Annotated in this window: 15 protein-coding genes and 2 tRNA genes; 10 read left to right on the top strand and 7 right to left on the bottom strand. The window is 38.6% G+C overall.

Annotated features, from left to right (window positions below; all coding sequences use genetic code 11):
- Window positions 1–15: 15 nt before the first annotated feature.
- Window positions 16–273: a hypothetical protein gene (locus ND812_RS09750; RefSeq protein WP_265375287.1), complete on the top strand. Its 258-nt coding sequence runs from the start codon at window positions 16–18 to the stop codon at window positions 271–273.
- Between the two features lie 7 nt (window positions 274–280).
- Here ND812_RS09750 and ND812_RS09745 read toward each other — a convergent pair.
- Window positions 281–353 (bottom strand) — tRNA-Phe (locus tag ND812_RS09745).
- A 70-nt stretch (window positions 354–423) separates the two neighbouring features.
- On the opposite strand from ND812_RS09745, the gene ND812_RS09740 reads away from it, so the two are divergent.
- The 4 genes from ND812_RS09740 (at window position 424) to ND812_RS09725 (ending at window position 3,400) form a co-directional block, all read left to right on the top strand.
- On the top strand, window positions 424–1,362 hold the full coding sequence (locus ND812_RS09740) for an alpha/beta fold hydrolase (RefSeq protein ID WP_265375286.1): 939 nt from the start codon (window positions 424–426) through the stop codon (window positions 1,360–1,362).
- Window positions 1,363–1,444: 82 nt separating this feature from the next.
- On the top strand, window positions 1,445–2,062 hold the full coding sequence (coaE, locus tag ND812_RS09735) for a dephospho-CoA kinase (RefSeq protein ID WP_265375285.1): 618 nt from the start codon (window positions 1,445–1,447) through the stop codon (window positions 2,060–2,062).
- On the top strand, window positions 2,059–2,862 hold the full coding sequence (locus tag ND812_RS09730) for an SPOR domain-containing protein (RefSeq protein ID WP_265375284.1): 804 nt from the start codon (window positions 2,059–2,061) through the stop codon (window positions 2,860–2,862). Before coaE ends, ND812_RS09730 begins: the two co-directional genes overlap by 4 nt.
- A 133-nt stretch (window positions 2,863–2,995) precedes the next feature.
- Window positions 2,996–3,400 carry a DUF2452 domain-containing protein gene (locus ND812_RS09725; protein ID WP_265375283.1) on the top strand — a complete coding sequence of 135 codons (405 nt, stop codon included), beginning with the start codon at window positions 2,996–2,998 and terminating at the stop codon, window positions 3,398–3,400.
- 15 nt (window positions 3,401–3,415) lie between these two features.
- Here the strand turns inward: ND812_RS09725 and ND812_RS09720 are convergent, their stop codons facing one another.
- On the bottom strand, window positions 3,416–3,817 hold the full coding sequence (locus ND812_RS09720) for a YidB family protein (protein WP_265375282.1): 402 nt from the start codon (window positions 3,815–3,817) through the stop codon (window positions 3,416–3,418).
- Window positions 3,818–4,078: 261 nt separating this feature from the next.
- On the opposite strand from ND812_RS09720, the gene ND812_RS09715 reads away from it, so the two are divergent.
- Entirely contained in the window at window positions 4,079–5,776 is a 1,698-nt protein-coding gene (locus tag ND812_RS09715; protein ID WP_265375281.1) for an FG-GAP-like repeat-containing protein, read from the top strand.
- Window positions 5,777–5,932: 156 nt separating this feature from the next.
- On the opposite strand, the gene ND812_RS09710 is transcribed toward ND812_RS09715, so the two are convergent.
- Complete coding sequence (locus ND812_RS09710; protein ID WP_265375280.1) at window positions 5,933–6,385, bottom strand: hypothetical protein; 453 nt, start codon at window positions 6,383–6,385, stop codon at window positions 5,933–5,935.
- 93 nt (window positions 6,386–6,478) lie between these two features.
- Window positions 6,479–7,321, bottom strand: coding sequence for a porin family protein (locus tag ND812_RS09705; RefSeq protein WP_265375279.1), 843 nt, complete (start codon window positions 7,319–7,321; stop codon window positions 6,479–6,481).
- A gap of 125 nt (window positions 7,322–7,446) precedes the next feature.
- Between ND812_RS09705 and ND812_RS09700 the strand changes: the two genes are divergently transcribed.
- Window positions 7,447–7,605: a hypothetical protein gene (locus ND812_RS09700; RefSeq protein WP_265375278.1), complete on the top strand. Its 159-nt coding sequence runs from the start codon at window positions 7,447–7,449 to the stop codon at window positions 7,603–7,605.
- A 499-nt stretch (window positions 7,606–8,104) separates the two neighbouring features.
- Here ND812_RS09700 and ND812_RS09695 read toward each other — a convergent pair.
- Window positions 8,105–8,186, bottom strand: a tRNA-Leu gene (locus ND812_RS09695).
- 118 nt (window positions 8,187–8,304) lie between these two features.
- Here ND812_RS09695 and ND812_RS09690 point away from each other — a divergent pair.
- The 3 genes from ND812_RS09690 to ND812_RS09680 all read left to right on the top strand — a co-directional run bounded on the left by ND812_RS09690 (window position 8,305) and on the right by ND812_RS09680 (window position 10,420).
- Window positions 8,305–8,727, top strand: coding sequence for a cyclic nucleotide-binding domain-containing protein (locus ND812_RS09690; protein ID WP_108958314.1), 423 nt, complete (start codon window positions 8,305–8,307; stop codon window positions 8,725–8,727).
- Window positions 8,724–9,254: a Crp/Fnr family transcriptional regulator gene (locus tag ND812_RS09685; protein ID WP_265375277.1), complete on the top strand. Its 531-nt coding sequence runs from the start codon at window positions 8,724–8,726 to the stop codon at window positions 9,252–9,254. Before ND812_RS09690 ends, ND812_RS09685 begins: the two co-directional genes overlap by 4 nt.
- Before the next feature lie 71 nt (window positions 9,255–9,325).
- Window positions 9,326–10,420 carry a PilZ domain-containing protein gene (locus tag ND812_RS09680; RefSeq protein WP_265375276.1) on the top strand — a complete coding sequence of 365 codons (1,095 nt, stop codon included), beginning with the start codon at window positions 9,326–9,328 and terminating at the stop codon, window positions 10,418–10,420.
- A gap of 3 nt (window positions 10,421–10,423) precedes the next feature.
- Here the strand turns inward: ND812_RS09680 and ND812_RS09675 are convergent, their stop codons facing one another.
- Both ND812_RS09675 and ND812_RS09670 read right to left on the bottom strand, forming a co-directional pair.
- Entirely contained in the window at window positions 10,424–11,113 is a 690-nt protein-coding gene (locus tag ND812_RS09675) for an IspD/TarI family cytidylyltransferase (protein ID WP_265375275.1), read from the bottom strand.
- Entirely contained in the window at window positions 11,110–12,378 is a 1,269-nt protein-coding gene (locus ND812_RS09670; protein ID WP_265375274.1) for a diaminopimelate decarboxylase, read from the bottom strand. The genes ND812_RS09675 and ND812_RS09670 overlap by 4 nt, the downstream gene beginning before the upstream one ends.
- Between the last annotated feature and the right edge of the window lie 54 nt (window positions 12,379–12,432).

Genomic DNA, 12,432 nt, shown 5'->3' with positions numbered 1-12,432 from the left:
ATCAACTTTAGGAATATGTCTGAACAAACGCGAAAGTATTTGGAAACTTCCCAAATCATTCCTTCCAAAGGTATGTCTTATACCATGTATGAAATTGAAGGCCAAGATACCATTTTGAGAATGTTAACCTTCATTCCCGATAATGACGAAATCCATATCTACCCGAAACCTCCAGTCAAAAAACTATATAAACCCGAACTTTGTAAAAAAGTCGAAGAAAACGAATTTTTAGGTCTTTGGTCGATGGGGGAAGAAAGAAAGGTAGGAAAATAGGTAACCTTGGCCCCGGACAGAATCGAACTGCCGACACGAGGATTTTCAGTCCTCTGCTCTACCGACTGAGCTACAGGGCCTCGGTTACGACCAAAGTATTTTTTCATAGCCCTCTGTCAACGAACCTTTGAATTTTTTGTAAGGACCAAAATGAAACCAAACCAAACACTCAAACTTACCATTGTTCTGGCACTTTTCTACACCCTAGGTTGTGCTTCCGGACTCCACAAAACAGGCATTAGTATCGAAAGATTCAGGTCTGACTTAGAAACAAAATCAATTGTAGTTGATGATTTGGTTTGGAAGTATACAGAAAAACCTGGGAACGGAGAAACCCTTCTCGTTGTACACGGCTTTGGTGGTGACAAAGACCATTGGACAAGGTTTTCAAGATACCTTCCCAAAAACATTCGGGTCATCGCACCTGATTTACCTGGTTTTGGTGAATCAAGTAAACCGGATTCCATCTCTTACACCCAAGAAGCACAAGCGATTCGATTACAACAATTCACAGAAAAACTAGGACTTACTGAATTTCACATAGCAGGCAATTCAATGGGTGGTGGGATTTCAGGAATTTTTGCAGCCAAATACCCGAAACTTGTGAAGTCACTCATCCTGTTTGACAATGCAGGGATCAAAAGCCCCATACCGAGTGAAATGCAAAGAATTGAACTCTCTGGTGCTGAAAGCCCACTACTTGTCAAAGACACTGAAGATTTTGACAGACTTCTCAAATTTACATTTGTAAAACCACCTTACTTACCATCGTTTCTAAAATCTTATTTTGCTGAAAAGTCTGTCGCAAACCGTGAGTGGAATGGACAAATTCTCAAACAAATCAGAAAGGAAGGGTATATTCTAGAGTCACAACTCGATAAAATCCAAGCACCTTGCCTTACCATTTGGGGAAAAGAAGACAAGGTAATCCATTATTCGGTTATGGATGTTCTAAAGAAAAAACTAAAATCAAAATTGGAAACCGTTCTGCTTGAGAATATGGGCCATGCTCCAATGATTGAAGACCCACAATTGTCCGCCAAACTCGTACAAGACTGGATTTCAAACGGTACTTTAAACAAAAACTAATCCAACAAAACTTAAGTATTTTTTTTCTAAAACTAGATAAAAAAATACTTGTACTTTCACGGGTTTTTTATGTTATAAACCCGTGGCACTCGCTTCCAACAAAACATTAATTGGGATCACTGGATCAATAGGATCAGGGAAATCCACTGCACTTTCCATCTTTGGAGAATTAGGTGCAGTGACGATCAGTTCTGATGCGATTGCCCGTACATTCACAGAACCAAATAGCCCAGTCAAATCAGAATTAATCTCTATTTTTGGACCCTCCATTGAAATGAAAGGTGGTACGATCAACCGTACTAAAATTGCCGAACTTGCTTTTAGCAACGAATCAAAGTTAAAGTCACTGAACGAACTCCTCCATCCTTTAGTCAGAAAATCTTTCCTTCAATTTTTCCTATCCCAAAAAGAAGGGAGTATTGTCGCTTGGGAAGTCCCACTCCTATTTGAGACTGATGCTCATACCATTTGTGATTTCACTGTGACTGTTTACCTTCCCAAAGAACAAAATTGGGAACGAGTGAAACAACGAGGTGGGATGGAAAAATCTGATTTCGAAAGAAGAACCTTATCGCAGATGGACATTGAGGAAAAAAAGTCTCTCTCTGATTTTGTCGTAACGAACGATACTGATAGAGAAGGCTTAAAAGAACAAATCGTAATTATCTATAAAGAAATTCAAAAAAGGATTCAAAAATGAAAGAGAGAGTTTTTTACGTTATCAATTTAGACAAACAAAGGATTGGAGTCTTATCGCTCTTTTTATTTGCTTTATTCTTTTCGATTTTCTTTTTGGGTGTCTCGGTAGGGAAAGGGAAAACAGAAGAATCACATACTTCCATAAAACCGTCTCTAACAGCTACAAACCCAGAGACATCGGATACAAATCTTCCTTCGCCAGATTCATTGGCAAAAAAAGGAGAAGAGACTCCAAATTTGAATCAGCAAGGAACACAAGTTGCTTCTTCTTTAGTCCAAGGCACAAAACCAAAAGAATCTGTTTCTTCACAAGAAATTCCAATGGCTGATATTGGGAACCATCCTTACTATATAGAAACTTCAACAGCTAAGGATGAAGAGGAAGAAAGGAAACAACAAGTTGTTGATTTGACGAAATCAAAAGAACAAAGAAATGTTACTGTGGCAAAAGAAGAGAAGTTAAAAAACATTTCACATGTTTCGAAAGGGAAAGAAAAACCGAATCATGTTTCTTCCAACTTACCAAAATCGGTAAAGAGTAACGATGTAAAGTATTTAACCATTCAACTAGCTGCGTTTACAAACCGTAAATCAGCAGAAACATTTTTGTCCCAACTCCAAGCAGATAACCAAGGAAAACTCAAATCAAAATCCTTCATTGTTGTGAAAAATGGATTTTTTGTCGTACAACTTGGTAAATCCAAAGATAGAGATTCATTGTTAAAAACCTTATCCAAAACAAATATGCCAAAAGAAATTAAGGCAAAGGCAATGGTCATCCAATACCAACCATTATCATAAAAACACAAATCGTCTTTCCTTGGCAACTTGGCTTTCCCGTAACTCATGGGGAGGCCTTTTCTTTTTTCAATGGATATTTCCATTCAAAAAATAAATTCTATGGAAAGATCTTTGGATTTGTCTAAAGAATAATATGGAAGAATCCACGATCCCCCACCACAGCCTCACCTATGGAACAAGTCGATTAGCACCCGCAATTAGTTTGGTTGATCGTGCGAAAGAAATTGAACTGGCGGAAGAATCTGTCAAACTCCATGTTCATGGAAAGTTGGAAGTCATCGCCAAACAAATTCGTGCTCTAAAAGAAGAAGCAGAACTCATACTCAAACAAGCAGAAAAGGATATCGAACTTCATAAGGCAAAATGCCAATTTGAAAAAAAACCAGGTCAGGTGATTTATCTGTATTCGAAAGAGGAAGGAGATTATTTTTCCCTTCTATCCCCTATGGAATGGGGAGGCAATCCTCCACATCCTTTTAAAGGAGCTTATACGATGAACCCTGACCGCAGTTTCTCAGAAATCAAAGAAAATCTCTAAATCAATTGGATTGTTCTATTTGGTGAATAAGGATGCCAAATTTGAAAGTTGGGAAGTGATGTCTCCAGATGGTTCATTGCCATCAGGGGATAATTTATCGATGACAATAGGCAATAAATTTCCTACAAGTCCTGCAGTAGCATCAGTATCAAGGCCCACTTTTTTAGCAAGTTCCTTTACTGAGTCATTTCCTAAGACTTTTAAAACATCATCGGCACCGATGCTTACATTTTCACCCGTTCCAACCCAAGAAGCGGCAGCGTCTGCAAAACCTTTTTCCTTGAATTTTTGTACAATTCCCGATACGCCACCGTTTTCTTCGATGATCTTCTGGATCCCAGAGACAACTTGGGGATTGTTTTGGACTAGCTCTACTGCCTGAGCTGCGACGGCTTTTAAACTTTCAAAAAAACTCATGCGGAGTATGGTTGCTGAAGTAAAAGGAAAAGGAAAGATATTTTTTACTAAAAAACTCGAATTATCTTAGGTCCAATACTAATTATTGATTGCCATTCCTCATTCAAAATCAAAACATCAACTCATTGTTAGTTGTAAATGATAATGGCAAATCGTCTTTTTTTAATCATAATTAAGCGTAGTATTGTTGCCACTGGACTTTTTTTATTTTTATCCAATTGTTGGACAAATCCTCTAACCCACCCTCCTCTTGAATGCCTGATGAAATTGGACAATTTCCTTTGTCCAAATAAAGACTTACTCAAAAAATATTCACCTGGTATTTATTTATATCTATTACAAGAATCTAGAGCCACCATTTCCAATCTGACAAATAACTCCATCGTAGAGACTGGTTTCGTCGTGGGAACTGCTCCATCTGATGTCAGTTTTGTGAATGTGGGGTATGATGATGCTTCACCGACAAGAGTCCCCGTTGTCAATGGAAGTTGGAGTTTTCCTTTACCAGCAAAAGCGGTGACAAATAGCTTTTGGACCTACGGAAGTTTGCACACCATTTATGTACAAATCCCATTAGAAAAACCGAATGTTATCCTTGTACGAAAAGGTACAAATAAAGACACCAACGGAGATGGGTATCCTGATTTGATTGTGTCGGCTGGCCCTGGCTCAGGATCACAAGGGTATGCATTTATTTACCGAACAAATCCAACAACCAAACAACTATTAACTTCACAAGTTACCTCCATAACTGACGGCCAAGCAAGTGGTACCTATTTCGGAAGTAATATTGGATCTGGTGACTTTAATGGAGATGGATACGCGGATGTGTTAGTTGGTGCACAAGCATATAATGGTACTGCAGGTAGAGTATATGAATTTTTGAGTAAAGGCCAACAAGGAATTCCCACTCTTGATCTAAATGCAGGGGGATCTGCTGATGCGATTTTAGATGGAATTGTCGGTACCGGGAGATTTGGTACGAATATAGCTTGTATGGATGTAAATCTTGATGGATTCGATGATGGAATTTTTGCATCATCATGGAGCGATAATCTATTTATTTTGAAAAGCCAAGGTTCAAATGGATTTGTATCACAAAACACGAATTCCAATATCTTTTCCTACCAATCATCGCAACCGGGAGATAATTTTGGAAATTATGCTGCATTAGGAGATGTAAATGGGGATGGTTTTAATGACTTAATTGTGGGAGAACACCAATATGCTTCCTCCACTGGCAGGTTATTTGTTTTTGTATCCCAACAAGGATCTTACACGAACCAACCACAACAATTTCTTTACCCTCCGACAACTACTTCCATTGCATGTTCAGCAGGAGGTGGATGTCGATTTGGTTCTACATTTGTTCTCGATTATTTTAATTCCGACCGATGTATCGATCTTGCAGTTGGTGCTTATTCTTTTAATTCCAACCAGGGAATTGTACATGTATACCATTCAACCTGTGATGCTTTAAATCCATACGAAATGGTTCCGAAGTCTACTTTACTTGGCCCACCTGTAATCAGCTGTTCTGGGGGTTGTAATTTTGGTGGAACCTTGGCATCAGGAGATACGAATGGTGATGGACTCCCCGATTTACTCATTGGTGCTACTGGTGCTAGTTCTGGGATCGGAGACGTTTATTTAGTGTTAAATGATCTAACCAATGGATTTAGAAATATGGATTTAAGTGCCGGTGGGTCTGCCGATAGTCTCTTTTCTGGTAATACGACTCTAAGTAATTTTTCTATGGGATTAGCGTTCCTAGACACCAACGCAGATGGACTGAAGGATATTGTGATTTCCGAACCAACAACAACCAATCGAGTGTATACCTTCCATAGTATTAGAGGTAGAGTTCCAACAAACCAAAACCTAAATTCCGGCGGAGTGACAAGCCAAACACTAATCCCACCTGCAGGTACTTTTTTCGGTAGTGCCATTGCAAGGTGAAAAGGAAGGAAAAAGTTTTCGTTGCCTATAGAGAAGGAAACAAAATTCATTACGGGATGGATTAAGTTAAGTTCCAACCGAAGCGAGCACAACCAATGAATCTTGGGAGTTCAAAACACATCCAAAGGAAAAGATTTTTCTCCCCACACTTTAATATCACTCCACGACTGCATGAGGGAAATAAATACCTTGGTAATCCAAAGATAAAACATTCTGTTTATTCACTTCCACATATTGGTATTTGTTTTCATTGATTTGTTTCACTTTATAGTACGTTTTGTTTCCAATAAAATCTGAATCCAATAAAATAGGATCTGTAATTTCTAACGTGACGAGTTCAAATTCACAATCTTTCAACCAGTTGATTTTATTTTTCACATAGAATTTATCGATGATGCGATGGAATGTTGCAAATTCATTTGTGATTTCGACATGGATATTTAACTCTCCATTCTCCAAAGGGATTGTTTCCAAGTAATAACCAGTTTTCAGGCGACATTCTAAATTCGTTTGGTTCGCATTTGGAATGGAAAAAAGACGAGCTGAATGAAGCTGAAAACACAATCCAGTAAGGAAAAGAATCGATAGAAATAAAAATCTCTTAGTCATTATAAAAAAGCCAACTTACCTATAACAAAAAGTAGATTACGAAATAGGAAAGATATTTTTAGGAACGTTTTTCAAAAAATTGTATCTCGAAAGTTAATAAGAAATACCGACACCAAACTTTGCCGAATATTCCCTTAAAGACCAAATGTGTTCAAATTTTTCTCTAAAAAGATTCTCTGCAGTTGGACTTGGCGTTTTTTTATGTGAATCATATTGATTACCGATGATCTCTACCATGAAATGAAATTGATCATGTAACAATATACGTGAACCTAGGGTTAAATTTGATTGGACCAAATAAGAATCAGTAAATCGTTCCCTACCAAATCCCATTCCAACACGGACATAAGGATCAAAGGTGGAATTTTCTAAGAAGTGGTATCCCAACTGAAAAGAAAGATAACGCATATGTAAAAAACTATTATCATTATAGGTTTGGTATGGTAATAGAATTTCATAAGCAATCAAATGATTCATATCATAACTTGGAAAATTGGGAAGTTCTCGTGTCAGTAATCCTAAATTAAAGATGGCATTCGATTTGTCTTGTCGAATGTCTTTGGCTTGAAAATTAGAACTATTGACGCTGATACCGAGACCAATCCCCGATTTGAATACAGATTCATAGAATAGAGAAACATTTTGTCCATCTAGTTTGGGTTTAGGTGCATTTTCAAATGCAATCCAACTTGCCACCTTTTGTTCATGAGTTCCGTAATGATTTGTTAGGTTACCGATTACATTGGATTGATTGTTGATATTATTTTCTGTATTTGTGTAATTGTTACTAATTTTGTAAGGACTAAATTGTGGGTATGCAACAACTTCCGAATAGGCCCCTTCAAAATAAGATTTTTCTCTAATTTTATTTTGAGAGTATATTCCTACATTTATGAAAACGAGAAGAAAAAGGGCCAAAAATTGTTTTGGAAGCATTTTCGCTCGTATACCATTCTTTATTTCCGACAACCATGAACGCATAAATTTTCGGCTATATCATTCCGCAGGAAATAACAATTCCATTCCATTGAGAATCACAAGCTCTAAGATCATTCGGATTGATGATCCTACAAACCTGGAATAATTTCCATGCATCCGAACAAGCTTTGCTCGATGAGCCAGTTTCCTTTTCAGTATTGTACTCACAGTTTGTAAAACAAAATAAACAGAATATAAATAACCAAACCATCAAACGCATAAATGAAATCATCCTTCCTTAGCTGCCACAGAATTCACGAATGGGTAAAATTTTTCACCTAACAAATCAGTGAATACAAAAAAAATTCAATTGATTCAACGGTTTGGCTCTTGGAAAAGCTGCGAATGATTGGGCTTCGGATTTTAGGCTAGGAACACGATTTCTAACAAAGATTAGTTTTTAATGAGAATGGAGAATGAATTCTTTTCAGGAACTTCTATCTTTAGAAGTTGGTGATTGTATTTTAGGTTATTGTGTTTAAAGAAAATTCGTTTGTTGGCTTATAATTGCAGTATTGTTCAGAAACGATTCTGCTTCTGGACTTGCCTCTTTCGCTGCAAACACTTCGTGTGTTTGTTACGATTCGAGGCACGGCTCCGCTCGACGTTTGCCTTCCTGGCACACTTACAGAAACTATGACTCCCTATGGGTCGTCACAGTTTCTGGTCGCGTTACTGTTCAAGCCCCTCTGGGGTTGTTGATCAGTTTGAATGTTTGGGATGAATCAGAAATCTTTGTTTTGCGGGCGGAGGGACTTGAACCCCCACGCCTCACGGCGCCAGAACCTAAATCTGGTGCGTCTGCCAATTTCGCCACGCCCGCATTGTGGTTGTATAAGCAGGTTTTTGTACTAGGGAATTCTGTCTAGTGAGTTTTTGTGATTCACTTGCCTTTGTTTTGGAATTTTATAGTACTGTCAGATACCTATAGGATAAGTCCGATGAACATACTTGAATTTATGCAAAACATCTCCACACAAGTGTATCTGAGAGGAGATGTGATCTTTCGGGAAGGGGATGCTCATGACGGAAGTATGTACTGCATCATGAGTGGTATGTTCGCTGTCACCAAACGGATGCCAGATGGTTCACAAGAAGTGATCAAAGGGCTTGGTCCTGGTGAATTTTTTGGCGAACTTTCTCTCATCACAAGAAGGCCAAGGGCCATGACAATTAGTGTGGTATCTGCTAATGCAAGGGTTGGCATTTTGCGTGATGACCAATTCGAAAAACTGGCTCGTATCAATACTCATTTTTTATTCCAACTTACCAAAAGTACAGTCGAAAAACTCCACCGAGCAGAAGCGAGACTCGCTGAACTCGACAAAATGATCGAAGAAATCCAAAAGGAGGAAACCAAATGAATGTAGAACACCTCCGTAAATACATCACTGAAGTGCGCATTGACCATTTTGCCCAAGGAACAAAAGTATTTTCTGAAGGGGAAGAATGTAACGGTAAAATGTATTTTGTTTTTTCTGGTTTGTTACAGGTGTACAAACGGAAAACGACTGGCGAAGAACAATATGTAAGAGATATCAAACCTGGCGAATTTTTTGGTGAGATGGCACTCGTATTCCCTTCTCCAAGAGCAGCATCCATTGTAGCAGCAGCAGAGGATACAAAAGTTGGAATCATTACCAAAGATATTTTTATGGGAATGGGAAAAGAAAGCCCTGGGTTTTTATCAGTGATCCTTCACAGTATTATCAATCGACTAACTGCCGTAGAAGATTCGATCTCTGAAAAACAAAAAGAATTGCATATACTAATCAATGGAATCCACCAAAAAGAGAACGAAACAACGAACACAGAAACTGTCACAATGACTGAGGACAACACACAGGATTCTGAACCGGTTGAAGGAGAAACAGGAGAACTAAAGACTTAAGTTCTCCTGTTTCAAAATCCCAACTTCAAAAATAAGTTGACTAAACGATAAAAAAGCAGTTTCATTTTCGGGTGACATTTCGGTTCTTCAATTACCCTATTCCAGTTTTACTTGTAACTCTTGGTTTTTTTGCCGTACCATTTGTTATATTTTTTGCCATTGCGTCCCTTTATGATTTGGACTTCGATCATGTGGGTATGATCCTCACTCGAATCCAACCATGGCAGTATGTTTTTTCGTTTTTAAGTGCCATCATCGCTTATGGCCTCATCACCAAAAAGAAGTTTGGATATTACCTTTTCCTTTGTTTCACCTTCCTCATCCTCACCTATAATTTTTGGATGGTTCTATCCGTTTCCCTCGGGAAAAAATTCTTCCTCGCAGGCATTCGTATCAAAACTGACGACATTGTTTGGAATATGGGAATTACAACGGTTCTCCTAGCAATTGCCTTCTATTTTTTAAGAAGGGAAATTGCAGCTCCTTATTTAAGTACCACAAGAAGAGGATGGCGGATCAAATACCGCGAAACTCATCCTATTCCTTTCCATTGGACAAATGCAGACGGAGAAAGAGAAGGAGATGGGCTTACCATCAATATCTCCAAAAATGGCGTCTTACTTCCGTTAACCAAACATCATTTTTTAAACCCAGGGGATCCGATTAACCTACTTTTAAAATTAGAAAAGGAAAATAGAGAACCAGCTTCGATTTCAGTACAAGGAAAAGTGGTTCGCATCGATAAAGAATCGGATGGAACAGAAATTGCGGGTGTCCAATTACAATTTCTCATCGCACAAAAAGAAGAAAAACAAATTTACGATTCGTTTTTACATCGTGTTTTTGCTCCTCGTTACCCTGTTTCTAACCCAGTGCAATTTTTCCAATCTGAAGATAAAACTTATAATGGAACCCTACTCAATGTTTCGTTAGAAGGATTGTACATCGAATCGGAAGTTGTGTTATCTGCCTCCGAATATTGTCGTGTTAAAATCCAGACCCGTTCTGGTGAAATTGCCGTCGGTGGTGTAGTTAGGTGGTCTAATCCCCAAGGGAAATATGGAAAACCAAAGGGTTTTGGGATCCAGATTGATTCCATCGAAAATAAAAACCTATTCCGTGTTTGGATTTGGAAACAAAGGTTTAAATTATTCCACGGTAGGTAATTGTTAATCGTTTATATAGAGGGAATCAGCAAGGACCAAATCACCTGGGCTTGTCACTTTGGTATTGTGAAAATCAGTTTCAACTATCCCTACCCTTCGTTCTCCCATCCAAGTGCATAAATCTGTTGGGTGGTGTTTGGAATTGTTAGGTAGCGAATCCATCAAAAGTTCTTTTAGCATAAATCCAGCCACTGCCTGAGGGGTTTTCACAGCATAGACTTCTTCCCGTTTTAATGGTTCCTGTGAATAGTTTTGGTGGAGTTTCACCCGCACTAAACTTTCTGTTACAGGACATACTAAGGATGCCCCACCAAAGATTTTTGTTTGTTCCACTAATTGGTAAAGTTCGTTTTGTTTGAAATTGGGACGAGCAACATCATGGATAAAGAATAAATCTTTCTCATCATAAGAAATCGATTGAATTCCATTTAAAGTAGAAAGGTGCCTCGTTTCTCCTCCTTCCACTATACGGTCGTTAGGTGCGAGTAAATCTTCTAACTCTTTTTCTGTCTCCAAAACCCAATCGGGGTGGGACACAATAGTAATGGATTTGAGAAGTCCAAACCGTTGGAATCGTTTGACCGAATGCCTAAGGAGTGATTCACCCCTTAGTTTTAAAAATTGTTTAGGAACATCAGATCCCATCCTGCTCCCCGTTCCACCGGCAAGCAGGATCGCATATAAGTTGTTCATTCCACCACTAATATTTCATTTCGGAAAATTTCCAACACAGGTTCTTTTTTACGGATGAGTTTTGGTGTTCCATCTTTTCGGATCAACACTTCTTGTGTCTCAGGAAAACTATTGTAGTTCTTCGTAGACATACTAGAACAGTATGCTCCGGTTGCTTCCATCACTACATAATCACCAATTTCTGCCTCACCCATAAGCCTTGTGATCGGTTCCCCACCTTCTTTTTGAGTGAAAACATCTCCAGATTCACAACAATGGCCAACGACAACATACTCTTTGTTAGACTGAGGAGTTCCACCATCTTTTTTAACAGTAATGAGGGGATGGCGTGCACCATAGAGTGATGGCCGTGTATTAGAATCCATACCAGTATCCAATTTTAAAAACTGGAATCCATTTTTTCCCGTGTCAACTTTGTCATCCACAGTGGTGAGAAGTGCCCCACAAAGTGCTATGAGGTAAGTGCCTGGTTCAATTTCTAATATCAGTTTTCTACCATGTTTCTCGGCAAATTCTTCAAATTGGATTTTAACTGGAGCACCTATCTTTTGTAAGTCGGTTGTTTTTTCATCTTCCATGCGACCCACTTTGTATCCACCACCAAGACTCACTACAGTGACAGATGGGAAACTTTCTGCATATTCGAGTGTATACTTGGCAACAGCTTTCCAAACTTCAGGATCACTTCCCGATCCAATATGTGTATGGACTTTTTCAACGATGAGGTTGTATTTGTTTACGATTGTTTTGACTTCATCTAGTTTTTCATGCCATATTCCGAAGGAAGAAGTAACTCCACCCACATCGGTTTTTTTGGTATGACCAGAACCAAGGCCTGGGTTAAAACGAATGGATACCGATTTTCCTGGGAAGGTTTGGCCAAAAAGTTCCAATTGGCGGAGTGAACAGGCATTAAACTTCACACCCTTTCCGATGAGTTCTGCAAATGCTTTTGGAAATTCTTGGGAAGTGAGCATGATGGACTCTGGAGAAAATCCAAAATGGAGGGCACGTACCACTTCATGTTCTGAGGAAGCATCAATGAGGATGCCTTTTTTTTTCATGATTTGTAAGATATTGGAATTGGGATTTGCCTTCATGGCATAACGGACTTGTAACCCGAATGCATTCGGAAATGCCAATGTGTCATCGCATTTTTGTTCAATTTCTTTCTCAGAATAGACAAAGAGAGGGGTACCAAATTCTTTTGCAAAAGTTCGCACTTGGTCTTCTTTCAAAAACTTTAGTTTTTCGATTGATGTCATAGGATTTAAGATAAACCTTTCAATAGGTTCCAATCCATAAAGTCAAAAAAGTAG

Origin of the sequence: Leptospira limi (assembly GCF_026151395.1) — a bacterium.
GTDB lineage: Bacteria > Spirochaetota > Leptospiria > Leptospirales > Leptospiraceae > Leptospira_A > Leptospira_A limi.
The sequence above is the reverse complement of the archived record's forward strand: the minus strand, read 5'-3'. Positions and strand labels throughout refer to the sequence as shown.